At 67.3% G+C, this 23,467-nt stretch carries 28 protein-coding genes; 14 read left to right on the forward strand and 14 right to left on the reverse strand.

The genetic code is table 11. The features are described 5' to 3' along the window. Window positions 1-4: 4 nt before the first annotated feature. Complete coding sequence (gene ntrC / locus NU688_RS01165) at window positions 5-1,537, forward strand: nitrogen regulation protein NR(I) (protein WP_257858720.1); 1,533 nt, start codon at window positions 5-7, stop codon at window positions 1,535-1,537. 33 nt (window positions 1,538-1,570) lie between these two features. Here ntrC and NU688_RS01170 read toward each other — a convergent pair whose 3' ends face one another. Further along, window positions 1,571-2,101, reverse strand: a complete 531-nt coding sequence (locus NU688_RS01170; RefSeq protein WP_257858721.1) for a hypothetical protein — start codon at window positions 2,099-2,101, stop codon at window positions 1,571-1,573. A gap of 13 nt (window positions 2,102-2,114) precedes the next feature. Then, on the reverse strand, window positions 2,115-2,900 hold the full coding sequence (xth, locus tag NU688_RS01175; RefSeq protein WP_257858722.1) for an exodeoxyribonuclease III: 786 nt from the start codon (window positions 2,898-2,900) through the stop codon (window positions 2,115-2,117). Between the two features lie 380 nt (window positions 2,901-3,280). Between xth and NU688_RS01180 the strand changes: the two genes are divergently transcribed. Together NU688_RS01180 and NU688_RS01185 are read left to right on the forward strand one after the other, a co-directional pair. Beyond that, complete coding sequence (locus NU688_RS01180) at window positions 3,281-3,856, forward strand: AP2 domain-containing protein (protein ID WP_257858723.1); 576 nt, start codon at window positions 3,281-3,283, stop codon at window positions 3,854-3,856. A 37-nt stretch (window positions 3,857-3,893) separates the two neighbouring features. Then, window positions 3,894-4,571 (forward strand): alpha/beta family hydrolase, encoded by a 678-nt coding sequence (locus NU688_RS01185; RefSeq protein WP_257858724.1) that lies wholly within the window; start codon window positions 3,894-3,896, stop codon window positions 4,569-4,571. A 4-nt stretch (window positions 4,572-4,575) separates the two neighbouring features. Here NU688_RS01185 and NU688_RS01190 read toward each other — a convergent pair whose 3' ends face one another. Continuing rightward, complete coding sequence (locus NU688_RS01190; protein WP_257858725.1) at window positions 4,576-5,742, reverse strand: mandelate racemase/muconate lactonizing enzyme family protein; 1,167 nt, start codon at window positions 5,740-5,742, stop codon at window positions 4,576-4,578. 125 nt (window positions 5,743-5,867) lie between these two features. Between NU688_RS01190 and NU688_RS01195 the strand changes: the two genes are divergently transcribed. The 3 genes from NU688_RS01195 to NU688_RS01205 all read left to right on the forward strand — a co-directional run bounded on the left by NU688_RS01195 (window position 5,868) and on the right by NU688_RS01205 (window position 8,111). Continuing rightward, a complete protein-coding gene (locus NU688_RS01195) occupies window positions 5,868-6,791 on the forward strand; it encodes a LysR family transcriptional regulator (protein ID WP_257858726.1) in 924 nt (307 codons plus the stop codon). A gap of 101 nt (window positions 6,792-6,892) precedes the next feature. Further along, the gene (locus tag NU688_RS01200; RefSeq protein WP_257858727.1) at window positions 6,893-7,072 is read left to right on the forward strand and encodes a hypothetical protein; all 180 of its coding nucleotides are present in this window, start codon (window positions 6,893-6,895) and stop codon (window positions 7,070-7,072) included. A gap of 43 nt (window positions 7,073-7,115) precedes the next feature. Further along, window positions 7,116-8,111: a lysylphosphatidylglycerol synthase domain-containing protein gene (locus tag NU688_RS01205; RefSeq protein ID WP_257858728.1), complete on the forward strand. Its 996-nt coding sequence runs from the start codon at window positions 7,116-7,118 to the stop codon at window positions 8,109-8,111. On the opposite strand, the gene NU688_RS01210 is transcribed toward NU688_RS01205, so the two are convergent. The 4 genes from NU688_RS01210 to NU688_RS01225 form a co-directional block, all read right to left on the reverse strand. After that, window positions 8,098-8,337, reverse strand: a complete 240-nt coding sequence (locus NU688_RS01210; RefSeq protein ID WP_257858729.1) for a hypothetical protein — start codon at window positions 8,335-8,337, stop codon at window positions 8,098-8,100. The two genes, NU688_RS01205 and NU688_RS01210, sit on opposite strands and share 14 nt — an antisense overlap. 160 nt (window positions 8,338-8,497) lie before the next feature. Then, a complete protein-coding gene (locus NU688_RS01215; RefSeq protein ID WP_257858730.1) occupies window positions 8,498-9,625 on the reverse strand; it encodes an App1 family protein in 1,128 nt (375 codons plus the stop codon). Then, window positions 9,622-10,140: a dihydrofolate reductase gene (locus NU688_RS01220; protein ID WP_257858732.1), complete on the reverse strand. Its 519-nt coding sequence runs from the start codon at window positions 10,138-10,140 to the stop codon at window positions 9,622-9,624. Before NU688_RS01220 ends, NU688_RS01215 begins: the two co-directional genes overlap by 4 nt. 4 nt (window positions 10,141-10,144) lie before the next feature. Next, a complete protein-coding gene (locus NU688_RS01225; protein WP_257858733.1) occupies window positions 10,145-10,987 on the reverse strand; it encodes a thymidylate synthase in 843 nt (280 codons plus the stop codon). A gap of 63 nt (window positions 10,988-11,050) precedes the next feature. Between NU688_RS01225 and nthA the strand changes: the two genes are divergently transcribed. Genes nthA through NU688_RS01240 form a run of 3 tightly spaced genes read left to right on the forward strand, consistent with a single transcriptional unit; the run spans window position 11,051 to window position 12,743 of the window. Next, a complete protein-coding gene (gene nthA / locus NU688_RS01230) occupies window positions 11,051-11,719 on the forward strand; it encodes a nitrile hydratase subunit alpha (RefSeq protein WP_374684604.1) in 669 nt (222 codons plus the stop codon). Beyond that, window positions 11,716-12,381 (forward strand): nitrile hydratase subunit beta, encoded by a 666-nt coding sequence (nthB, locus tag NU688_RS01235; protein ID WP_257858736.1) that lies wholly within the window; start codon window positions 11,716-11,718, stop codon window positions 12,379-12,381. The genes nthA and nthB overlap by 4 nt, the downstream gene beginning before the upstream one ends. Further along, the gene (locus NU688_RS01240; RefSeq protein WP_257858737.1) at window positions 12,378-12,743 is read left to right on the forward strand and encodes a nitrile hydratase accessory protein; all 366 of its coding nucleotides are present in this window, start codon (window positions 12,378-12,380) and stop codon (window positions 12,741-12,743) included. Before nthB ends, NU688_RS01240 begins: the two co-directional genes overlap by 4 nt. Window positions 12,744-12,878: 135 nt before the next feature. Here the strand turns inward: NU688_RS01240 and NU688_RS01245 are convergent, their stop codons facing one another. Both NU688_RS01245 and NU688_RS01250 read right to left on the reverse strand, forming a co-directional pair. Further along, a complete protein-coding gene (locus NU688_RS01245; RefSeq protein ID WP_257858739.1) occupies window positions 12,879-14,315 on the reverse strand; it encodes an FAD-binding oxidoreductase in 1,437 nt (478 codons plus the stop codon). Beyond that, entirely contained in the window at window positions 14,312-14,725 is a 414-nt protein-coding gene (locus tag NU688_RS01250; RefSeq protein WP_257858740.1) for a DUF2069 domain-containing protein, read from the reverse strand. Before NU688_RS01250 ends, NU688_RS01245 begins: the two co-directional genes overlap by 4 nt. 56 nt (window positions 14,726-14,781) lie before the next feature. Between NU688_RS01250 and NU688_RS01255 the strand changes: the two genes are divergently transcribed. After that, on the forward strand, window positions 14,782-15,993 hold the full coding sequence (locus tag NU688_RS01255; protein ID WP_257858741.1) for a YihY family inner membrane protein: 1,212 nt from the start codon (window positions 14,782-14,784) through the stop codon (window positions 15,991-15,993). Between the two features lie 7 nt (window positions 15,994-16,000). Here NU688_RS01255 and NU688_RS01260 read toward each other — a convergent pair whose 3' ends face one another. Then, window positions 16,001-16,339 carry an Mpo1-like protein gene (locus NU688_RS01260; protein ID WP_257858742.1) on the reverse strand — a complete coding sequence of 113 codons (339 nt, stop codon included), beginning with the start codon at window positions 16,337-16,339 and terminating at the stop codon, window positions 16,001-16,003. Between the two features lie 109 nt (window positions 16,340-16,448). Here NU688_RS01260 and NU688_RS01265 point away from each other — a divergent pair, with 109 nt between their 5' ends. From NU688_RS01265 to NU688_RS01275, 3 genes are read left to right on the forward strand one after another with little or no spacing between them, the layout of a single operon-like run. Then, complete coding sequence (locus NU688_RS01265; protein ID WP_257858743.1) at window positions 16,449-16,835, forward strand: thioredoxin family protein; 387 nt, start codon at window positions 16,449-16,451, stop codon at window positions 16,833-16,835. A gap of 15 nt (window positions 16,836-16,850) precedes the next feature. Further along, window positions 16,851-17,513: an NAD-dependent epimerase/dehydratase family protein gene (locus NU688_RS01270; protein WP_257858744.1), complete on the forward strand. Its 663-nt coding sequence runs from the start codon at window positions 16,851-16,853 to the stop codon at window positions 17,511-17,513. A gap of 55 nt (window positions 17,514-17,568) precedes the next feature. Beyond that, window positions 17,569-18,567: a tripartite tricarboxylate transporter substrate binding protein gene (locus NU688_RS01275; protein ID WP_257858745.1), complete on the forward strand. Its 999-nt coding sequence runs from the start codon at window positions 17,569-17,571 to the stop codon at window positions 18,565-18,567. Between the two features lie 9 nt (window positions 18,568-18,576). On the opposite strand, the gene NU688_RS01280 is transcribed toward NU688_RS01275, so the two are convergent. After that, complete coding sequence (locus NU688_RS01280; protein WP_257858746.1) at window positions 18,577-19,392, reverse strand: alpha/beta fold hydrolase; 816 nt, start codon at window positions 19,390-19,392, stop codon at window positions 18,577-18,579. A 1-nt stretch (window position 19,393) separates the two neighbouring features. Next, entirely contained in the window at window positions 19,394-20,704 is a 1,311-nt protein-coding gene (locus NU688_RS01285; protein ID WP_257858747.1) for an O-acetylhomoserine aminocarboxypropyltransferase, read from the reverse strand. A 151-nt stretch (window positions 20,705-20,855) separates the two neighbouring features. Here NU688_RS01285 and NU688_RS01290 point away from each other — a divergent pair, with 151 nt between their 5' ends. After that, window positions 20,856-21,311: a CBS domain-containing protein gene (locus tag NU688_RS01290; protein ID WP_042578619.1), complete on the forward strand. Its 456-nt coding sequence runs from the start codon at window positions 20,856-20,858 to the stop codon at window positions 21,309-21,311. 22 nt (window positions 21,312-21,333) lie between these two features. Here the strand turns inward: NU688_RS01290 and NU688_RS01295 are convergent, their stop codons facing one another. Together NU688_RS01295 and NU688_RS01300 are read right to left on the reverse strand one after the other, a co-directional pair. Then, the gene (locus tag NU688_RS01295) at window positions 21,334-22,311 is read right to left on the reverse strand and encodes a tripartite tricarboxylate transporter substrate binding protein (protein WP_257858749.1); all 978 of its coding nucleotides are present in this window, start codon (window positions 22,309-22,311) and stop codon (window positions 21,334-21,336) included. A gap of 8 nt (window positions 22,312-22,319) precedes the next feature. Beyond that, window positions 22,320-23,420, reverse strand: coding sequence for an adenosine deaminase (locus tag NU688_RS01300; RefSeq protein ID WP_257858750.1), 1,101 nt, complete (start codon window positions 23,418-23,420; stop codon window positions 22,320-22,322). Between the last annotated feature and the right edge of the window lie 47 nt (window positions 23,421-23,467).

The raw sequence follows: 23,467 nt of genomic DNA on the forward strand, positions 1-23,467 counted from the left end.
ATGCATGAAGCCGATCTGGATAGTTGATGACGACCAATCGATCCGCTTCGTGCTCGAGAAGGCCTTGCTGCGCGAAGACTTGCCCACACGCAGTTTCACGAATACGCGCGAGGTGCTCGCGGCCCTCGAACAGGCCGACGACGACGAGCAGCAGGGCCCCCAGGTCCTGGTGAGCGATATCCGCATGCCCGGTGGCTCCGGGCTCGACCTGCTCGACAAGATCAAGGCCAAGCACCCCGGCCTGCCCGTCATCATCATGACGGCCTTCTCCGACCTCGACAGCGCCGTCTCGGCCTTCCAGGGCGGCGCCTTCGAATACCTGCCCAAACCTTTCGACCTGCCGCGCGCGGTCGAACTCATCCGTCGCGCGGTCGACGAAAGCCAGCGCGAGGAAGTCTCCGAAGAGCGCATGGTGGCTGCGCCCGAAATGCTCGGCCAGGCGCCCGCGATGCAGGACGTGTTCCGCGCCATCGGCCGGCTCTCGCAAAGCAACGTCACGGTGCTCATCACCGGCGAATCGGGCTCGGGCAAGGAACTGGTGGCGCGCGCGCTGCACAAGCACTCGCCGCGCGCCAATGGGCCGTTCGTTGCCATCAACACCGCGGCCATTCCGAAGGACCTGCTCGAGAGCGAACTCTTCGGCCACGAGCGCGGCGCCTTCACCGGCGCGCAGACCATGCGGCGCGGCCGCTTCGAGCAGGCCGAGGGCGGCACGCTCTTCCTCGACGAAATCGGTGACATGCCGTTCGACCTGCAGACGCGCCTGCTGCGCGTGCTGAGCGACGGCCACTTCTACCGCGTGGGCGGCCACAACTCGGTCAAGGCCAACGTGCGCGTGATCGCGGCCACCCACCAGGACCTGGAGCAGCGCGTCAAGATCGGCGGCTTCCGCGAAGACTTGTTTCACCGCCTCAACGTGATCCGCCTGCGCCTGCCGGCATTGCGCGAACGCGGCGAGGACGTGCCCGCGCTCACGCGCCACTTCCTGCAGGTGAGCGCGCGGCAGCTCGGCGTCGAACCCAAGCGCATCTCCGACGCGGCGCTGACGAAGCTCGCGACCTTCGGCTTCCCGGGCAACGTGCGCCAGCTCGAGAACATCTGCCACTGGCTGACCGTGATGGCGCCCGCGCAGCTGATCGAAGCCAAGGACCTGCCGCCCGAAGTGATGGCTGCGGCTGCCGAAGGGCATGGGGCCGAGGCGGTGGCACTGGGGGCTCCGGCCGCGGTTGCCCACGCCCCGGTCGTGCCGTCGCCGGTCAGTGCCGAGCGCGAATCCGTATCGACCGCTGGCGCGTCTGACGCGGTGGAAGCACCGGCCGGCGTGAGCAGTTGGGAAAGCGGCCTGGAACTCGAAGCCCAGGCCCTGCTGGCCGCCGGCCGCACCGACGTGTGGGATGCGCTCTCGCGCCGCTTCGAATCGCGCCTGATCCTCACGGCGCTGGCCAACACCCGCGGCCGCCGCATCGAGGCCGCTCAGAAGCTGGGCATCGGGCGCAACACCATCACCCGGAAGATCCAGGAGCTCGGCATCGAGTGATGAAGGCCGGCCCGAGGCATCGCGCCTCGGGGGTTATCTGCTTCGTTGACCGAGCGTCAGCGAATCGAGCTGGAACTTCCCGCTCTTGTCCCAGAGCCAGGTATCGACATAGGTGTGGCCGCCCAGCTTGCCCGGTGAAGGCAACGGGGACGTCGCCTTGATGAGCTCGGCGATCATCGGCGGCACCTCCGGCGCATGGCTCGGCACGCGGCTGAAGCTCACGTTGGTGACCTTGCCATCCGCATCGATGTCCGTCTCGACCACCACCACGGCGTAGACCAGCGGCGGAATCTTTCCCTTGTAGATCCGGTTCGCATACGCCTTGTAGATGTGGCGCGCGCCGGTCTTGCGGTAAGCGCGCACTGCGGGCGTCTGCGCGGTGATCAGCCGCACCGTCGGCACGTCGCTCTTGCCCGGTGGTGCCGCTTCGTCCGTGGGCGCGGTGGCGCTCTTGCCGTCTTCCGTCTTCTCGGCAGGCTTGAGGATCGAGCAGGCGCCCAGCGTCAGCGCGATGGCGAAGATCCCAAGGGTGCGGCCGGTCCGCAGAAGCAGGTGCTCGGTCATCGCGGGCTGGTGCTCAGGCGCTCTGATCCAGGTCGAGCACCACGGGGGCGTGGTCGCTCGGCTTCTCCCATTTGCGCGGCACGCGGTCGATGACGCAGCCCTTCACGCGCGGCACCAGCGGCTCGCTCACCAGGATGTGGTCGATGCGCAGGCCCCGGTTCTTCTGGTAGCCGAGCATGCGGTAGTCCCACCACGAATAGCTCTTCTCGGGCTGCTCGAACATGCGGAAGCTGTCGGTCAGGCCCAGGCCGAGCAGCGCCTTGAAATGATTGCGCTCCTCGGTCGTGTGATGGATCGTTTCCTTCAGGCCCACCGGGTCGAAGCTGTCGCGGTCTTCGAGCACGATGTTGAAGTCACCCAGCAGCACCAGGTTCGGATGCGCCACGAGCTCCTGGCGCAGCCATTCGCGCAACGCGTCCAGCCACTTCATCTTGTATTCGAACTTGTCGGAGCCCGGCGCTTGGCCGTTCACGAAGTAGCCGTTGACCACGCGCAGCGGGCCCGACGGCGTCTCGATGGTGGCGGCGATCACGCGCGACTGGTCGTCCGTGAAGCCCTCGATGTTCTTCACCACGTCGCGCACCGGCGCGAGGCTCAGGATGGCGACGCCGTTGTAGGTCTTCTGCCCGAACACGGCCGCTTCGTAGCCGGCCGACTTGAGCACCTCGAGCGGGAACTTGTCGTCGGTCATCTTGAGCTCTTGCAGGCAGAGCACGTCGACCGGATTGGCGATCAGCCAGTCGAGCACATGCTGCAGGCGGGCCGTGAGGGAGTTGACGTTCCAGGTGGCAATTTTCATGGATCGCTGAGTTGTTGGTTTCAATGAGGTTCGCGGAACGATACGCCGGATCCGCGTAAAGACGCCTGTCCGACGGAACTGCGGGCGCTGTCCCGAACCAGAAATGTACGTTGCCGCACGGGTCGCGCCGTGTCGGATCACGGCCCAAGCCCATGCAAGCGCTGCTCGCCGCTCCGTTATTACGATAAGTAACCCGATACACGACTCAGCACGGTTCAACGCATGCCAAAAGGTGTTCCAAATCCGGCCGATACGTACGGCATCTACAGCCGGCCTTGGGGTTTCGAGGTGTCGATCGTCAGGGCCGGCGTGCGGCATCGCGCGGCGTTCGGCCTGGCCAGCTACGGCGGCATTCCGCAGGCGCTCAGGCATGCACAGCAGTGGCGCGATGCGCTGGTGAAAACCTGCCGCCGGCCACGCGCCGCTCCCGGGCCGAGAAGATCCGGCCCAACAACAAGACCGGCGTGCCCGGGGTGTTCCCCCTGTTGTCGACCAACGGAAAGATGCTGGGGTGGCTCGCCAGGACCTACATCGCCCACGACCAGATCCTGCGGGCTCTGTTCGTCACCGATGGCCAGGGCGGTGCCGCGCGGTCGATGGCGATCCGGGAGCGCGAGTGGCAGCTGGACCAGATGTCTGGGCTGGCGAAGGTGCATCCCGCCGAAGAGGCGATCCGGAATGCGCCTGCGCGTCCGACCGCGGCGCTTTTGCCGAAACGCTCGCCATCCGAGATCGTCCGGAAGAACAACCGCAGCGGCATCCCCGGCGTCACCTTCAAGGCGCCCCGGCGCGAGCATCCGGGCTACTGGATGGCCATCACCTACACCGCTGGAAAGGGCTCGGTGAGCAAGGCGTTCTCGGTGGCCAAGCATGGCCACGACAAGGCCAGGACGCTCGCCGTCGCGGAACGCCAGCGCCAGTTGAAGCAAAAGAACCGCGAGGACATCGCGGCTTGAACGGAATGCCTCCACGAACGAGGATCGAGGCTTTGCCATGAAAACAATGCAGATCGCAATCTCCGTCGCATCCGGTGTCGACGTCTCGGCCCTGGCGGTGGCGCCGGCGGATGCCGAAGCCTGCCTCGTGCTGGCGCACGGTGCGGGCGCGGGCATGGCGCATCCGTTCATGAACGCCGTCGCCGCGGGCCTTGCAGAGCGGCGCATCGCAACGCTGCGCTATCAGTTCCCGTACATGGAAAAAGGCCTGAAGCGCGTGGACTCGCCGGCGCTCGCCCACGCCGCCGTGCGAGCGGCCGTTCGATGCGCTTCGCAGCATTTCGATGGCGTTCGCCTGTTCGCCGGTGGCAAGTCATTCGGAGGCCGGATGACGTCGCAGGCCCAGGCGCTGGAGCCCATGCCGGGCGCTCAGGGCCTGATCTTTTTCGGCTTCCCGCTCCACCCATCGGGCGCCCCTTCCATCGACCGCGCCGCCCACCTGAGCGAAGTCGAGGTGCCGATGCTGTTCGTGCACGGCACGCGCGACAAGCTCGCCGAGCCCGAGCAGATGCGCCCCGTGCTTCGCGACCCGGGGTCACTGGCGACGTCGATTGAGATCGAGGACGCCGACCACTCGTTCAGCGTGCCCAAGCGCAGCGGGCGCTCGAACGAGGACGCGCTCGACGAAGCGCTCGATGGCCTGGCCGTGTGGACGCAGGCGTGGCGCATCGGCTGACCGGCTAGCTGGCCAGCGCCCGCATCTCCGCGATCAGATCCGCCTTCCCCTCGAAGCCGATGCCCGGCAGCGGCGGCAGCGTGACGTAGCCGTCCTGCACCTTCACGCCATCGGGGAAACCGCCGTAGGGCTGGAAGAGGTCGGGGTAGCTCTCGTTGCCACCGAGCCCGAGGCCCGCGGCGATGGCCAGCGACATCTGGTGGCCGCCGTGCGGAATGCAGCGCGAAGGCGACCAGCCGTGTTCCTTCAGCATGTCCAGCGTGCGCAGGTATTCGACGAGGCCGTAGCTCAGCGCGCAGTCGAACTGCAGCCAGTCGCGATCGGGCCGCATGCCGCCGTGGCGGATGAGGTTGCGCGCGTCCTGCATCGAGAACAGGTTCTCGCCCGTGGCCAGCGGGCCGGCGTACACCTCGCCGAGCTTCGCCTGCAGTTCGTAGTCGAGCGGATCACCGGCTTCCTCGTACCAGAAGAGCGGGTATTGCGAGAGCGCGCGGCCGTAGTCGATGGCGGTGGACAGGTCGAAGCGGCCGTTGGCGTCCACTGCCAGTTGCTGGCCGGGGCCGAGGATCTTCAACACCGACTCGATGCGTTCGCAATCTTCGGCGAGCGTGGCGCCGCCGATCTTCATCTTCACGACCGAATAGCCGCGCTCGAGATAGCTGGTCATCTCGCGCTGCAAGCCTTCGACGCCCTTGCCGGGGTAGTAGTAGCCGCCCGCGGCATACACGAACACGCGCGGGTCGGGCGTGCCGTTGCCGTAGCGTTCGGCCAGCAGTTGATACAGCGGCTTGCCGGCGATCTTGGCGACCGCGTCCCACACGGCCATGTCGATCGTTCCCACGGCCACCGAGCGCTCGCCGTGGCCGCCGGGCTTCTCGTTGATCATCATGCGCGCCCAGATCTTGTGGGGGTCGAGGTTCTCGCCGGTCTCGTCGATGAGCGATGAGGGTTCGGCCTCGAGCAGGCGCGGCAGGAAGCGCTCGCGGATCAGGCCGCCCTGGCCGTAGCGGCCGTTCGAGTTGAAGCCGTAGCCAATGACCGGCTTGCCGTCACGAATCACGTCGGTGACCACGGCCACCAGGCTCAGGGTCATCTTCGAGAAGTCGATGTAGGCGTTGCGGATGTCCGACTTGATGGGACGCGTGGATTCGAGGATGTCGACGATCTTCATGGTGAGGGGTGGGGGAGAATCTCCGCCGTGGTTCAAGGTGCAGTGCAGGAAGGCATGCATCTTTTCCGGCGGCGCTTGCACCGTCCAATACTCCAATTGCATACAACTATTCAAACGCGCTGCACATGGGCCCCGGCAACCGACCGCTCGACCTGGAATGGCTGGAAGACTTCCTGTCTCTCGCCGAGACCGGCAATTTCTCGCGTGCGGCAGAGGCCCGCTCCATCGCGCAGCCTGCCTTCAGTCGTCACATCCGCGCGCTGGAGGAATGGGTGGGCGTCGACCTGTTCGACCGCAGCGCACACCCGGTCGCATTGACCGCGGCGGGCAAGCGCTTTCAGCCGCTGTTGCAGGAGCTGCTGGCCGGTCTTCAGGCCGCCCGTACCGAGGCGCGTGATGCACACGACCTGAACGCGGCGAGCCTGAGCTTCGCGGCCACGCACGTGCTCTCGCTCACCTTCTTCCCGCGCTGGCTGGGCAGCGTGGAGGCCCGGTTGAGCACGGGGCCGATCCAGACCATCTCCGACAGCTCCCAGTCCTGCGAAGACCTGATGCTGCAGCGCCGCGTGCAGTTCGTGCTGTGCCACGGCCATGCCGGTGCGCCCGGCCGGCTCGATGAAGCGCAGTACCCGGTTCAGCGCCTGAGCGAAGACGTGCTGGTGCCGGTCGCCGCACCCGGTGCGGACGGCGCGCCGCAGCATGCGCTGCGTGCAGAGCGTGCGCCTTCGGTGCTGGCGTACAGCGAGGCATCGGGCCTCGGGCGGATCATGCGATCGATCCAGGACAGCGAGTTCGGCAAGGGCTTCGCGCCGTCGCTCTCGGTGGTCTTCACGGCGCACCATGCCGGGCTGCTCAGGACCATGGCGCTCGACGGCCGCGGCCTCGCGTGGTTGCCGATGAGCCTGGTGGCGGACGACTTGCGCAGCGGCGCGCTGGTGGATGCCGGCGCGGGCGGCTGGCGGGTGCCGGTGGACATCCGGCTGTACCGGCAGCTCGCCCCGATGACGCCCGTGGCCGAGGCGCTGTGGGCGCTGGTCGGCAGCGCCTGATGCGGCGCAACTAGGGGCAATGTCCTGCACGCCGCGTCGCCGGCGGCTGGCGAGTCGCGCGCCGCGCATCCGGAAACTCGGGTGTTCAACAGGAGATGCCCATGAATTCCAAAGCGCGCCCCCATGAGGAGCCCGAGATCACGCAAGAGGAATCCGTGCCGAGCGACGGCCGGGACGCCGAAGGCGAGGAGCTGATGAAGCAGGTGAAGAACCGCAAGCTCCACGACGAAGGCTCGTCGGAAGAAAAGACACCGGAGAAGTCAGAGAAGGGCAAGTCCTGACACCGCAGCGGCATTCCTGAAATCCGGACCGCAAGGCGCGCCCATGAACGGCAACGCAGCCACCGTTCCCGTCGGAACTTCGCCCGCACCCGCCACGTCACTCTGGCGGCGCAGCCGTCGCTGGGTGCTGCCGCTGGTCGGCATCGCCATCCTCGGCCTCCTGCTGTCGCATGCGCACAAGGTGGACTGGGCCGGCGCATGGCATGCGCTGCAACGCTATTCCCCCTGGCTGCTGCTCGGCGTGCTGGGGCTCGCCACTGCGAGTCACGCGCTGTATGGCTGCTTCGACCTGATCGGCCAGCAGCACACGCGTCATGCATTGCCGCGTTGGCGCACATGGGCGATTGCGGTCACCAGCTACGCCTTCAATCTGAACCTCGGCTCGCTGGTCGGCGGCATCGCGATGCGTGCGCGCCTGTATGCGCGTGCGGGTCTGGACGAAGCGACGGTGGCACAGATCGTCGGGCTCAGTCTGGTCACCAACTGGCTCGGTTATGGGCTGCTGGCGGGTGGCCTGTTCGCGGCGGGTGCCATCGCGCCGCCGAGCCGGGCGCCGATCGGTGCCGGTGCGTTGCGCGCGATCGGCGTCGTGATGATCCTGCTGGCCGTGGCGTACGTCGTGGCCTGCGCCGTCCTGCGCGGCCGCGAATGGCGCGTGAGGAGTCGGCGGCTGAAGCTGCCCACCGGACGGCTTGCCTTGGTGCAGCTCGCGCTGTCGGCCACGAACTGGGCGTTGATGGGTTCCGCGATGTACCTGCTGCTCGGCCAGCAGGTGCCCTACACGACCACGCTGGGCGTGCTGCTGGCCGCATCGATCGTGGGGGTGATCACACCGATTCCCGCGGGGCTCGGGGTACTGGAAGCCGTCTATCTCGCGCTGTTGTCAGGCAGCGTGAAGCAGGGCGCATTGATGGGGGCGGTGCTCGCGTATCGGGCGCTCTATTACCTGCTGCCGTTGGCCGGCGGGATGGTGCTTTACCTGTTTCTGGAGCGCCATGCGGCGGGGCATGCGTCGGAAAGCGAGTTCACAACTCGATGAATGCGGACGTGGCCTTGTTCAGTGCCAGCTTGCCCTTGGCGGTGATCGATTCGACCTGGGCCAGTTGACGTATCGCACGCTCATCCGGCGCACGCTCGGAAGGCGGTATGAAGGCGGTGACCAGATCGGCCGCACGCAGCACGCGCAGCCTGTCTATGTCTGCGGGCGTGTGGATGACATAGGGCAATCTCTGCTCGGAGATCACCCGAAGAAACTCCATGGACATGAGCCGTCTCCTTGTCTTTATGGCGGTTCGGACATTTTGCGCACAAACAATTAGCTGTGGCTAATCCCTGCCGTACGCAAGCCCTTTTGACGCTTGTACTGAAGTTTTCACTTTGCCTGCGCGGTGCGGGCGCAACCGTTTGCCGCTGCACTGCAGCAAGCTATTTGCTGGAATGAAGCGGCCACGCCGTGGTGTCGGGCATGAGGATGTGCCAGAGCACCGGGTCGATGCCATCGAAGGTCGCGCGGTAGCGATCGGAAAGGCGGCCCTCGCCGGTCACGTCGCGGATCACGATGCCGTCGATGCGCTGCGGGTTCGCGCGGTACACCTGTGCGTAGATCTCCGGATCGGCCTCGCCCGAATCGCCCACCAGCACGAAGCGGCGCCGTGGAAATTCGGTGAGCAGCCGGTCGATCACGCCGAGCTTGTGCGCGCGCGAATCCTCGGCACCGGGGATCAGCGTGCGCCACGTCGTGCTCTCGCGCAGGTGCATGCTGCCGGCCGGAAAGTCGTTGTCGCGAACGAAGTCCGTGAGCGCGGGATACAGCTGGATCGGGCTCGATGAGAGGTAGTGGAAGCGTGTGTCCGGCACCTGCGCCAGTGCGCGGTAGTACGCGGCCATGCGGGGCGCCGCCTCGAAGCGCCGCGCGAAGGTGTTCAGCAGCATCTCGCGCCGCTCGCGCACCTGCGTGCGCTTGATGGTGTCATCGATGTCCGAGATCACCGACACGCCCTCGGCCGGCACGACCAGCGCCTGGCCCCTGAAGCGGGGGATCAGCTCGCCCGGCCCCGTCACGCCGTGGAACTGCAGCCATTGCACCGGCGCGGCGGTGCGCGGCGCATCGACCACCACGCGCAGGTTGGTGCGGCCGTTTGCGCCCGAGGGCGGCATCTTCACGCGGGTCTGCGTGCCGTCGAAGACGACGTCGATCAGCTTGCCTTCTTCCGATTCGGCATGGAACAGCGCGGTGCGCTGGTTGAAGCGCAGCCGCGCCGTGGGCGAGAGCTTCTTGAGGTTCAGCCCGAGGTAGCGCGCCAGCGCGGCGTCGAGGCCCCAGCGCCGTTCGCGCTCGAAGATCCAGGCGTGGATGTCGACCTCGATCCGGCCATCGTCGGTGGGGCGCGCCGTGCCGGGCATGAAGAGCGCTTCCTCGTCGGCCTCGAGCGGCTCGGCGGCATGAAGCGCCTGCATCGGCGCAAGGCCTGCGAGCAAGGCGGCCCCACCCATCACCACGGACCGGCGCTTCAGTTGCTGCGCGAGCGGGCGGATGGGCCGGTTGTCGCTCATGCGTGCGCGGGTGCGATGCGCTCGTAGGTCACGAAGCTGAAGGCCAGGCCGTCCTTGGCCGAGATGTGCGATTCGCGCTGCGTCTCGCGCCATGCTGCGCCGTCGAGCGTGGGGGCGTGCGCATCGCCTTCGTAGTCGCGTGCGATTTCGGTCACGACCGCGCGCTGTGCGAGTGGCTCGGCCTCGGCATAGATCTGCGCGCCGCCGATCACCCACACCTCGGACGATGCCGCCTCTGCGCAGAGCGAGAGCGCATCGCGAAGACTGCTCACCGGCAGCGCACCTTCGGCACGCCAGTCGGCCTGCCGCGTGACCACGATGTTCTGCCGTCCCGGCAGCGGGCGAAAGCGCGGCGGCAGCGAGTCCCAGGTCTTGCGGCCCATGACCACCGGCGCGCCGGCGGTCTGCTGCTTGAAGTGCGCCATGTCCTCGGGCAGGTGCCAGGGGATCGTGCCGTTGGCGCCGATGACGCCGTTGGCGGCGCGGGCGTAGATGAGGTTGATACGGGCACTCATGCGCTCAGACCGCCACAGGCGCCTTGATCGGATCGCCATGCTTGTAGTCGAGCACCTCGAAGTCCTCGTACTGGTAGTCGAAGATCGAGTCGGGCTTGCGCTTGATGTTGAGCGTGGGGTACGGGTACGGATCGCGGCTCAGCTGCAGCTTCACCTGCTCGGCGTGGTTGCTGTAGATGTGGCAATCGCCGCCGGTCCAGATGAAGTCGCCCACGTCGAGGTCGCACTGCTGCGCGACCATGTGCGTGAGGAGCGCATAGCTCGCGATGTTGAAGGGCACGCCCAGGAAGATGTCGGCGCTGCGCTGGTAGAGCTGGCAGCTCAGCTTGCCGCGTTCGCCCTCGGCCTGCGGCGGCGCCACGTAGAACTGGAAGAACGCATGGCAGGGCATCAGCGCCATCTTCGAGAGCTCGGCCACGTTCCAGGCGCTCACGATGATGCGGCGCGAATCGGGGTTGGTCTTCAGGGTCTTGATGACGTCCGAGATCTGGTCGATGTGGCCGCCGTCGGGCGTGGGCCAGCTGCGCCACTGCACGCCGTACACCGGGCCCAGGTCGCCGTCTTCGCGCGCCCATTCGTCCCAGATGCTGACGCCGCGTTCCTTGAGCCAGTTGTTGTTGCTCGATCCGGTCAGGAACCACAGCAGTTCCTGGATGATGGATTTGAGGTGCACCTTCTTCGTGGTCACCAGCGGAAAGCCTTCGTTCAGGTCGAAGCGCATCTGATGGCCGAACACGCTCTTGGTGCCGGTGCCGGTGCGGTCGCTCTTGAACACGCCGTGGGTGTCGACGTGGCGCATGAAATCTTCGTACTGGGAACGGACGGGGCGGGTGGGCGTGGAGGTCATGGCAAGAGGGGCTCTCAGAGGCGGGTTCTCGAATTTTAAGTGCCCGGGCTTAGCATGGCGGCCATGAGCCAAGACCACCCCACGAGCGGCCAAGAAGATGACCACGAACACGGCCACGATCATGCCCATGACCACAGCGAACTCGGCGAGATGGACCTGCGGGTCCGCGCCCTGGAAAGCGTGCTCACGCAGAAGGGTTACGTCGACCCCGCCGCGCTCGACGCGCTGATCGACACCTACCAGACCCGCATCGGCCCGCGCAACGGCGCACGGGTGGTGGCGCGGGCCTGGATCGACCAAGAGTTCCACGACTGGCTGATGGCGGATGCCACGGCCGCCATCGCCTCGCTCGGCTACACCGGTCGCCAGGGCGAGCACATGGTGGCGGTGGAGAACTCCGATGAACAGCATCACATGGTCGTCTGCACCCTCTGCAGTTGCTACCCCTGGCCCGTGCTCGGCCTGCCGCCCACCTGGTACAAGAGCGCGCCGTACCGATCGCGCGCCGTGAAGGACCCGCGCGGTGTGCTGGCCGACTTCGGCACGACGCTGCCCGAGACCACGCGCATCCGTGTCTGGGATTCGACTGCCGAGGTGCGCTATCTCGTGATTCCGCAGCGTCCCGCAGGTACCGAGGGCCTGAGCGAAGAAGAGCTCGCCGCACTGGTCTCACGTGATTCGATGATCGGCACGCGGCTGGTGGACGCGCCTTCGACGGGGAGCCCCGCATGAGCTACCTCACGCATGCCGACCTCGGCGGCCAGTCGGGCTGCGGGCCGGTCACGCCGGAGCCCGAGGGCGAACTGTTCTACGCCGACTGGGAGCCGCGCGCGCTGGCTCTCACGCTGGCGATGGGCGCGACCGGCTCCTGGAACATCGATGCGAGCCGCGCCGTGCGCGAGACGCTGCCCGATTACCGCGACCTGAGCTACTACCAGATCTGGCTCGGCGCGCTGGAGCAGCTGATGCTGCAGCGCGCGCAGCTTTTCCCCGACGAGATCGCATCCGGCGAGATGAAGCATCCGGCCGCACCGGTCGCCCGCGTGCTGCAGGCCGCGAACGTGCCCGCGGTGCTCGCCAGGGGCTCGCCCACCGAGCGTCCCGAGCCGGGCCCCGCGCGCTTTGCCGTCGGGCAGGCCGTGCGCATGCACCTGGGCAAGGTCGACCATCACACGCGGCTGCCGGGCTATGTGCAGGGCAAGCGCGGCACGATCGAGCATGTCCACGGTGCGCATGTGTTCGCGGATGCGCACGCGCAAGGGCTGGGCGAACAACCGCAGTGGCTGTACACGGTGGTCTTCGACGAAGCCGAACTCTGGGGCGAGCAAGCGGCGCCACAGAACCTCTCGGTGTCGGTCGATGCGTGGGAGAGTTATCTGGAAGCAGCCGCATGACGGGCGATGTGCCGCTGGTACCCGGCATGCCGCGCGACGCAGATGGGCCGGTGTTCAAGGAACCGTGGGAAGCGCAGGCCTTCGCGATGACTTTGGCAGTGCACGAACGCGGCCTGTTCACTTGGGTCGAATGGGCCGAAGCACTTGCGGCACAGATCGCTGCGGCGCAAGCCGCTGGCGATCCGGACAGCGGCGAGACGTACTACCGCCACTGGCTTGCCGCGCTCGAAGGCCTCGTGGCCCGCAAGGGTGCGAGCTCGGGCGACGAACTCGCGCGCTATCGCCACGCCTGGGACCACGCGGCCGACCGTACGCCGCATGGGCAGCCGATCGAGCTGCGCGGCGAGGATTTTCCGCGCTGACTTGCCTTGCTCCTTCCCCCTTTGGGGGAAGGCTGGGATGGGGGCAAGCGGCGCTGGTTCGGCGCAGTGCTTCATCGAGCGCCGCGTGCCCCCACCCCGGCCCTCCCCCGGGAGGGGAGGGAGGAAAACCAAAACCTAGACCCGGATCACGCGCCCCGGGTTCAGCGTGTTCTTCGGATCGAGCCCGCGCTTGATCGCCCGCATCATCTCCAGCGCCACCGGCGACTTGTGCTTCTCGAGCTTGTCGACCTTGAGCGAGCCCACGCCATGCTCGGCCGAGAACGAGCCGCCGAACTTCTCGACCGCGTCGTACACCAGCGTGTTGATGCGGTCTTCCTCATTCTTCAAGAAGGCCTTGGTGTCGATGTTCTCCGGCGCCTGCACGTTGTAGTGCAGGTTGCCGTCGCCCAGGTGCCCGAAGTTCACGAGCCGCACGCCGGCGATCTCGCGCTGCAGCAACGCATCGGTCTCGGCCACGAAGGCCGGGATGCGCGACACCGGAATCGAGATGTCGTGCTTGATGTTCAGGCCTTCCTCGGCTTGCGCGAGCGGAATGCTCTCGCGGATGTGCCAGAGCTGGTGCGCCTGCGTGAGGTTCTCGGCCACCACCGCGTCGGTGACGCAGCCGTCCTCGAAGGCGGTCTCCAGCAGCGCCTCGAAGCGGGCGCGCGCGTGGTCCTCGGATTCGCTGTCGGAGTTCTCCAGCAGCACGCAGTAGGGCACCGCCGCATCGTCGATGAAGGGCACGCGAAGTTGCGGCATGTGCTTGTCGACCAGGCTCAGCGCGAACTTGCCCATCACCTCGAAACCCGTGAGCCCCGAGCCCAGGTGCTTGTGCGCGAGGCCCAGCAGCGTGACTGCATGGTCGAGCGTGGGCACCGCGGCCCAGGCCGTGAGCTGCGCGGCCGGCAGCGGGTAGAGCTTCATGGTCGCGGCGGTGATGATGCCCAGCGTGCCTTCGCTGCCGACGAAGAGGTCGCGCAGGTCGTAGCCGGTGTTGTCCTTGCGAAGGCCGCTCGTGCCTTCCCAGATCTCGCCCTGCGGCGTGACCACTTCGAGGCCCAGGCACAGCTCGCGCGTGTTGCCGTAGCGCACGACCTGCGTGCCGCCCGCATTGGTCGCGAGATTGCCGCCGATGGTGCAGCTGCCTTCGGCGGCGAGGCTCAGCGGGAACAGGTAGCCCGCTTTCTCCGCGGCCTCCTGCAGCGTCTGCAGGATGCAGCCGGCTTCGACGGTCATCGTGAGGTTGGCGGCATCGAAGGTGCGGATCGTGTTCAGGCGCTGGAGACTCAGCACCACCTGCGTGCCGCTGTCGTCGGGAATCGATCCGACCGCCAGACCGGTGTTGCCGCCCTGCGGCACGATGGCCGTGCCGGCCGCGGCGCAGGCCTTGACCACGTCGGCCACCTGCTGCGCATTCGCCGGACGCACCACCGCGAGCGACTTGCCGCGCGAGCGCTTGCGCCAGTCCTGTTCGTAGGCGGTGAGGTCGCCCTCGTTGAGCACATGCGAGGCGCCGACGATGGCGCGCAGTTGGTCGATCAATGCAGCAGGGGAAGCAGAAGAAGTCATTGGGCGGAAACCTCCAGTTGACGGGCAGCAGCAGCGGCCTTGGCATGGCGCAAGCGAAGGCGCACATGCCACGCGCAGGCCGCGAAGAGCACCAGGCACAGCAGCACCTCGATAAGCGCGAGCACCTGCCCCACGCCGTTGGTGTCGCTCCAGGCGCGCACCACGCCCTCGGTGAAATAGAGCCAGATCATCAGGCTGACCCAGCGGTAGGTGTACATGCGGTTCTTGTAGAGCCCCGCGAGCGGAACGACCAGCGGCAGCACCTTCAGCGCGAGCAGCGAGCCGCCGGGCCGCAGCGGCGCGAGCCACAGCTCCCAGGCCAGGCCCAGCACGATCAGGCCGACGAGGCTGCCCACGGCAAGCCATCGGGTGGCGCGGACGGAAGAGGGCGGGAGCGGGGTGGCGGTCACGGTGCGACGAAGGAGAGGGCGCACCGTGGAAGGCGGCGCATTGAAGAGCGGATGGCATGATACCGGCCATGAATCGTCGGCAGCTTTGGAGGGATCTTTCGCGTTTTCCGTGGCGCAACACCGCTGCGGTATTGGGCGAGCGTTTTCGCGAAGACCGGCTCGGGTTGACGGCCAGCAGCCTGACCTTCACCACGACCATCGCGATGGTCCCGTTCTTCACGGTCGCGCTCGCGCTCTTCACCGTGTTCCCCATGTTCGCCAAGATGCAGGGCCGCCTGCAGCGCTGGCTCATCGAGAGCCTGATTCCGGAGAACATCGCGCGCCAGGTACTCGGCTACCTGAACCAGTTCGCGAGCAAGGCTAGCGGCCTGGGCATCGCGGGCCTGATCGTGCTGCTGATCACGGCCATTGCGCTGATCCTCACGATCGACAAGACGCTCAACAACATCTGGCGGGTGCGAACGCCGCGGCCCTTCGCGCAGCGGGTGCTGATCTACTGGGCTGCCATCACGCTGGGGCCGATCATCCTCGCGGTGAGCCTGTCGACCACCTCCTACGTGGTCTCCGCCACGAGCGACGTGGTGGGGCGCGGCATGGTCAAGCTGTTCTTCGACACCCTTGAATTCATGCTGCTCGCGGTCGGCATGGCCTCGCTCTACCACTACGTGCCGAACACCAATGTGCGCTGGTCGCATGCCTGGGCCGGCGGCATCTTCGTGGCGGCGGCCATCGAGATTGCCAAGCGCGTGCTGGCCTATTACCTGAGCCTGGTGCCGACCTACTCGGTGCTGTACGGCGCCTTCGCCACCTTCCCGATCCTGCTGGTGTGGATCTATGTGGCTTGGGTGATCGTGCTGCTCGGCGCGGTCATCGCGGCCTACCTGCCGAGCCTGCTCACGGGTGTGGCGCGGCGCGGCGGCGCGGCGGGCTGGCCGCTGCAACTGGCGATGGAAACGCTGCAGCACCTGGCGCGCGCGCAGGCCACGCCGGCCAAGGGCATGGGCGCGACCGAACTCGTGACGCGCATGCGGGTCGATGCCCTGCAACTCTCTCCCGTGCTCGAAGCGCTGGTGGCACTCGACTGGATCGCTCCCTTGGCCGAGGAACCTGCCGACCAGGATCCGCGCTACGTGCTGCTGGCGGACCCGTCGACGCCTATCGAGCCGCTGCTCAAGGAGCTCTTGATGCCGCAGGCCGAGCCGCTCGAAGACCTCTGGCAGAAGGGCCCGCTCAGGTCACTTCGCCTGGGCGACGTGCTGCTGATCTAGCAGCCGGTCAGATCTTGACCTTGCCCAGCCAGATGTCGCGGTACATCGCCCAGTCGCCCATGAAGGAATAGAGCGGGCGCTTGAACGAGGCCGGCTTGTTCTTCTCGAAGCCGAAATGCCCGACCCAGGCGAAGGTATAGCCCACCAGCACCCCGGCCAGCAGCCACCACGGGTTGAGTGTGACCACCAGCGCCACGAGGCACAGCAGCGACAGCGTCGAGCCCGCGAAGTGCAGGCGGCGGCAGGTGCGGTTGGCGTGCTCGGTCAGGTAGAACGGGTAGAACTCCGCGAAGCTCTTGAAACGGCGCGGATCGACGGCAGATTCCGGGGCAGTCGTGGTGTTCATCGTGCGGTCTCCTGGGCGCTGAAGCGCCTTGTGTGAGCTTTGACCATAATAGCCACGACCTTGCGGCCGCACCACCCCGGTCCCCATTCACACCACTGACGCATCAGCCTTGAGCGCTCTGCCCGCCACCACCACCGATTCCGCCGATCCGGCCAGAGACGCGCTGTGGGTCGTGTGCCTGTGCGCCGAATGGTGCGGCACCTGCCGCGACTACCGGCCGCTGTTCGAGCAGGTGGCGCGCGCGCATCCGCAGTTGCGCTTCGGCTGGGTCGACATCGAAGACCACGCCGACATCGCCGATGGCTTCGACGTCGAGACCTTCCCCACGCTGCTGGTCGCGGGTGCCGACGGCACGCGCTTCCTGGGCCCGCTGCTGCCGCATGCCGAAACGCTGTCGCGCATGCTCGGGGCTCTTCAGTCGCCGCAGCCTTCGAGCCTGGACGTCGATCTGCTCCTCGCCGTGCTGAACAAGAAACCGGCGACGTTCTCGGTTTAACCGGACCTTCCTCCCATGAACATCCTGATCTTCGGCGCCACCGGCATGGTGGGGCAGGGCGTGCTGCGCGAGTGCCTGCTGGCCCCCGACGTGGAGCGCGTCGTCGCAGTCGGGCGCAATGCCACGGGGCAGCAGCATCCCAAGCTCGAGGACCTGGTCGTGAAGGACATGTACGACTATTCCGCCGTCGAGTCGCAGCTGCAGGGCTTCGACGCCTGCTTCTTCTGCCTCGGCGTGTCGTCGGTCGGCATGAAGGAAGACGACTACCGCCGCGTCACCTACGACCTCACGATGGCCGCGGCCACCGTGCTCGCGCGGCTCAATCCGGGCATGACCTTCACCTACGTGACGGGCTCCGGCACCGACAGCAGCGAGCGCGGCAGCAGCATGTGGGCACGGGTGAAGGGCGCAACCGAAAACGCCTTGCTGCGCCTGCCGTTCAAGGCGGCCTACATGTTCCGCCCCGGCATCATCCAGCCGCTGCACGGCGTGCGTTCCAAGACACCGCTGTACCACAGCGTCTACATGGTGATCTCGCCGCTGCTCAGCCTTGCCTACCGGCTCTGGCCCGACAAGATGACGACCTCCGAGCAGATCGGCCTGGCCATGCTGGCCGTGGCCCGCAGCGGCGCGCCGAAGGTGCTGCTCGACCCGACGGACATCAACGCCCTGCGTTGACCGGCCCTCGCGACACGCGGCTGCGGCCCTGCGTTTCTCCTTGCCTGCGCGTGCCATGAAGCAGACCGTTCCCGGCATCTCGCGCCGCCTGCTTCTTTGCGGGGCTCCGGGCGCGGCACTGGCGCTGCATCGGGCAGCGACAGCGCAGGGCGCCTGGCCGCAGAAGCCGATCCGCCTCGTCGTCCCTTTTGCAGTCGGCGGCGGCACGGACATCGTGGCGCGCATGATCGGCCAGACCCTGTCGCAGCAGCTGGGCCAGCCCGTCGTGATCGACAACAAGCCCGGCGCCTCCGCGCTCATCGGCACCGAGATCGCGGCCCGCGCGAGGCCCGACGGCTACACACTGCTGCTCGCGGGTTCCACCAGCTACAGCGTGAATCCGGCGCTGCGCGCCGAACGCGCCTACAACCCGTCGCGTGATCTCGCGCCCATCGCCATCGTCGCGCGGGTGCCGCTGGTGCTGTTCGCGGGCGGCACCACGCCGTGGCACTCGCTGCCCGCGCTGATCGATGCGGCCAAGCAGCGTCCCGGGCAGATCCGCTATGCCACCTTCGGCAACGCGTCGGGCTCGCACCTCACGGGGGAACTGTTCGCGCTGGCCGCGGGCATCCGGCTGCAGGACATTCCGTACCGGGGCAGCAGCCAGGCGATGGTGGCGGTCATCGGCGGAGAAGTCGACCTGGGCATCGATACCGTGGCCTCGGTCGCGCCGCACGCGCGGACCGGCAAGGTGCGCGCGCTGGGCATCGTAGGCACCGTGCGATCCGGCCTCCTGCCGGGCGTGCGCACGCTGGCGGAGCAGGGATTGCCCGAGGGGAGCTTCGACGCCTGGTACGGCGTTGCCGCACCGGCACACACGCCAGCACCTGTGCTCGCGAGGCTGACGCGCGCGCTGTCGGAAACGCTGGGCAGCCCCGCGTTGCAGGCGCAACTGCACGCACAAGGCATCGAGCCGGCGATGGTCGGCGCGACCGCCTTCAGGCAGCAAGTCGAAAAAGAGATTCCGCGCTATCGCGCGCTGGCGCACCGCGCGGGCATCGTCGCGAACGAATAGCTCGCAGGTTCAGCCTGCGGGCTTAGCGACGAAGTCGCGCAGCGCGAACAGCGTCTCGTCCGGCGCTTCGCTCATCAGCGCATGCCCGGCACGCACCGTCACCACCTTGGCGTTGCGCGCCTTGCCGACCAGCGCCTTGGTCGCGCGCGGCGGCGTCATCTGGTCGGCATCGCCGAGCAGGAACAGCACCGGGCACTGCACCGCTTCCATTGCGGCTTCGCCATTCGCGTAGTCGTTGCAGGCCCTGAAGCCGATGTGGAACACGTTGTGCGCGCGGTTGCTCGCGAGCACGCGGCGCATGAGCGCGCGCGAGCTGCCGTAGAGCCAGGTGCCGGGGCCGAGCGACGAGGGCGGCGGTGCGAGCAGCGAATGCGAGAAGGTGTTGACCATCGCGATCGCTCGCTGCGGATCGTTCAGCGCGCCGTCGAGCAGCGCGGGCGACACCACCATCGGATACGCCGTGCCGACCAGCGCCAGATGCGTCACGCGCTCGGGTGCGCGCGAGGCGGTTTCGAGCGCGATCAGCGAGCCGAAGCTGTGGCCGACCAGCGCGGCCTTCTGCACGCCGGCCGCGTCGAGCAGCGCGACGACGAACTGCGCCGCCTCTTCCACGCTCGCGGGCGGCGGGCCTTCGCTCTTGCAGTGGCCGGGCAGGTCGAGCGCGAGCACGTTCCATCCGTGGTTGGCGAACCAGCGGCTCTGCAGGATCCACACGCTGTGGTCGTTGAGCACGCCATGGATGAACACGACGGTGGGCTTCGCCGCATCGAAGGGCTTGCCGCCGGTGTAGCAGTAGGTGGCGTGGCCGTTGACGGTGTAGTGCATCTCAGGCACCCGCCTTTTCTGCGGCCTTCAGTGCGCGCTTCAGGTCGTCGATCAGGTCGGCCGGGTCTTCCAGGCCGATCGACAGGCGGATCGTCCCCTGCGAAATGCCGGCGCCCGCGAGCGCTTCGTCGGTCATGCGGAAGTGCGTGGTGCTGGCCGGATGAATCACCAGGCTGCGGCAGTCGCCCACGTTGGCCAGGTGGCTGAAGAGCTTGAGCGCCTCGATGAAGGCCTTGCCCTGCGTGCGGCTGCCCTTGATGTCGAAGCTGAACACCGCGCCCGCGCCGCGCGCGCCGTGGCGCAGCAGCTTCTGCGCGAGCGCATGGCTGGGGTGCGATTCGATCAGCGGATGCCCCACGCGCGAGACGAACGGATGGCTCGCGAGGAACTCGACCACCTTCTGCGTGTTGTCGATGTGCCGCTCCATGCGCAGCGGCAGCGTCTCGATGCCCTGCAAGATCAGCCACGCCGTGTGCGGACTCATCGACGCGCCGAAGTCGCGCAGGCCCTCGCGCCGCGCGCGCAGCAGGAAGGCGCCGACGGTGCTCTCTTCGCTGAAGACCATGTTGTGGAAACCGTCGTAGGCCTGGGTCAACTCTGCGAATTTGCCCGACTTCTCCCAGTCGAAACTGCCGCCATCGACCACGATGCCGCCGATCACCGTGCCATGACCCGAGAGGAACTTGGTCGCCGAGTGATAGACCAGGTCGGCGCCCCAGTCGAAGGGCTTGATGAGGTAGGGCGAGGTGAGGGTGGAGTCGACCAGCAGCGGCACGCCGGCTTCGTGCGCGATGTCGCTCACAGCGGGGATGTCGAGCACGTCCAGGCCCGGGTTGCCCACGGTCTCGCCGAAGAAGAGCTTGGTCTCGGGCCGCACCGCGGCGCGCCAGCCGTTCAGGTCGCCGGGCTTCACGAAGGTGGTCTCGATGCCGAAGCGGCGCATCGTGTAGTGCAGCAGGTTCTGCGAGCCGCCGTAGAGGGCGGTGCTGGCCACGATGTGCGAGCCCGCGCCCATCAGCGTGGCGATCGACAGGTGCAGGGCGGCCTGTCCGCTCGCGGTGGCGATGGCGCCGATGCCGCCTTCGAGGGCAGACACCCGCTGCTCCAGCACCGCGTTGGTCGGGTTGCTGATGCGCGAATACACATGGCCCGCGCGCTCCAGGTTGAAGAGCGCCGCCGCATGGTCGCTGGACTCGAAGACGAAGGAGGTGGTCAGGTGGATCGGCACCGCCCGCGCGCCGGTGGCGGGGTCGGGCGAGGCGCCGGCGTGCAGTGCTAGGGTGTCGAAACCGGGGTCGGAATAACCGGGCATGAGGGCCTTTCTGTTGTCTCTCGCAAAGCCCCGTTACGTCTGCAAAGCATGCGTGGGCGACAGGGGCGTTCAGGTCGTCGTCGATTGTGGGCTATATTCAAATCGGCACACCGCCCAGCAAGAGAGTTCGAGAGTCCGAGAGGAGCACACGATGAAAGTCAGCGACATCCTTCGCGTCAAGGGCAACACGCTCTTCACCATCACGCCAGACGACCTGCTGGCAGAAGCCGCCACCACGATGGCGGAAAAGGACATCGGCTCCCTCGTGGTCATGGAACATGGCGACCTCGTGGGCATGCTCACCTTCCGCGAAGTCATCGTGGCCATCGTGGGCAACGGCGGCCAGGTCGGGACCACGCTGGTGCGCAAGGCCATGGACGACGCCCCCGTCACCTGCACCCTGGAAACCGACCTCGACGAAATCCGCCGCATCATGCTGGAGCGCCACGCGCGCTACATGCCCGTGATGGACAAGCGCATGCTGATGGGCGTGATCAGCTTCTACGACGTGGCCAAGGCCGTGGTGGACAGCCAGAACTTCGAGAACAAGATGCTCAAGGCGTACATCCGCGACTGGCCGGCGGAAGACGAGAGCAAGACCGGCTGACCTGCCGGCCCGGCCGCCGACATCACTCCTTGATGTTGGCGGTCTGCACGATCTTCTGATTGCGGCTGTACTCAGCCTGCACGAACTTCCCGAACGCCTCCGGCGTACCGCTCCCCGGCAGCGCCCCTTGCTCCATCAGCTTGGAGCGCACGCCTTCCTCCTGCAGCACCGCATTGAGTTCCTGGTTGATCTGCGCGACCACCGCCGGCGGCGTCTTCGCGGGCGCGAAGATGCCGGTCCAGCTCACCATGTCGAAGCCCTTCAGGCCCGGCATCTCGTCGAAGGTGGGCACGCCGGGCAGCGCGGCCAGGCGCTTGTTGCTGGTGATGCCCAGCGCCTTCAGGCGCTTGCCGTTCACATGCGGGATGGCGCTGGTGCTCACCAGCATCGCGAGGTCGACTTGGTTGCCGATCACGTCGGTGGCAATCTGCGCGCCGCCGCGGTAGGGCACGTGCGTGACGAAGATGCCGCTGCGCTCCTTGAGCAACTCCATCGCCAACTGCAGCACGGTGCCCACGCCCGAGGTCGCGTAGTTGTACTGGCCGGGCTTGGCCTTGGCGAGCTTCACGAAGTCGGAAAAAGTCTGCGCCTCGAGGCCAGGCCGTGCGACCAGCACCATCGGCGCGGTGTTGAGCAGGCCCACCGGCGCCAGGTCCTTCAGCGGATCAAAGCGGAAGGCCGTCGGGTTCACCAGCTTGCCGACGGCGATCGCGCTGTCCGGCCCGACCACCAGCGTGTAGCCGTCGGGCGCCGCATTCACGGCCTTGGCCACGCCGATGGCGCCGCCCGCGCCGCTCACGTTGTCGATGACCACCGATTGCTTGAGCCGCTCGCCGAGCCGCTGCGCGACCAGGCGGGCGTTGACGTCCACGCTGCCGCCGGCCGTGTACGGAACGATCAGCGTGATGGGCTTGGCGGTTGGCCACGCCTGCGCGAGCGCGGCGGTGGGCAATGCGGCGCAGAGCGCGGCGGCGAGGAGAAGGCGGCGGGGCGTGTTCATGGCGTGGTTCATTCGAAGGTGGAAGGCGTGGGTTCGGCGTCAAGGCGGGCGCGCAGCGTGTCGAACGCCTCGCTCCACTGCGTGCGCCATTCGCGGCGTTGGCTGTCGTCAATCCATGCGCCGTCCAGGCCGTTGTGCATGAAGCCGCGCAGGTCGTCGAGGTCAAAGCCGAAGTCGCGCACCATCATCAGCCAGGCCCCGGTGGGCGTGACCCTGTGCAGCGTCGGGTCGTCGGTGTTGGGGTGGATGCGCAGGCCCAGGCCCGGCATGCGGCGGATCGGGTGATCCAGCGCCCAACGCTCGGGCGGCAGCGTGCGCAGGTAGTACGAGTTGGTCGGCACCACGGTGAAGAGCACGCCGCGCTCGGCGCATTCGCGCGCGAAGCCGGGCTGGTCGACCACCGTGTAGCCGTGGTCGATGCGGTCCACCTGCAGCACGTCGAGCGCGGTGCGCACGTTGGTCCAGGGCATGCCGAACTCGCCGGCATGCGCGGTGGTTTTCAGGCCCGCCTTCTTCGCCGCGGCATAGGCCTCGGTGAAGAGCTCGGGCGGCCGGTCGACCTCGCGGTAGTCGATGCCGATGCCGATCACCTCGTCGCAGCGGTGCGCCTTGACCCACTCGACCATCTCCACCGCCGCCTCGGGGCTGGCCTCGCGGTCGATGGCGGCGATGAGCCGGCCGGTGATGCCGAACTCCTGCTGCGCATCCTGTATCGCGCGCACGATCGCGGCCTGCGCCAGCGCGTAGGGAATGCCCGAGTCGTGCACCGTGCCGGTCGGGTTCCAGAAGAACTCCGCGTAGCGCACGTTGTGCGAGGCCGCATCCTGCAGGTATTCGAGCGTGAGCTGGTACAGGTCACCCGGGCCGCGCACCAGCTGCGCGTCGAGCGCGCGCAGCACGCGCAGCACGCCGACGGGCTTTTCTCCGCGCGTGTAGAAGCCCTCGATCTCGTCGGCCGCCAGCGGCGCGCCGGCGCGCAGGTTCAGCTGCTTGAAGGTCTCGTGGCGCACGGTGCCGAACAGGTGGCAGTGCAGCTCGACCTTGGGGATCGCGCGGAGGAACGATTCCAGCGTGAAGGAGGACGACGGCGACGGGGAGGGGCTGGTCATGCTGACCAGTCTAGGGAGCCGAAGCTCATAAGGAAAATTTTGAATTT

Origin of the sequence: Variovorax sp. ZS18.2.2, from assembly GCF_024701975.1 — a bacterium.
Classification (GTDB): Bacteria; Pseudomonadota; Gammaproteobacteria; order Burkholderiales; family Burkholderiaceae_C; genus Variovorax.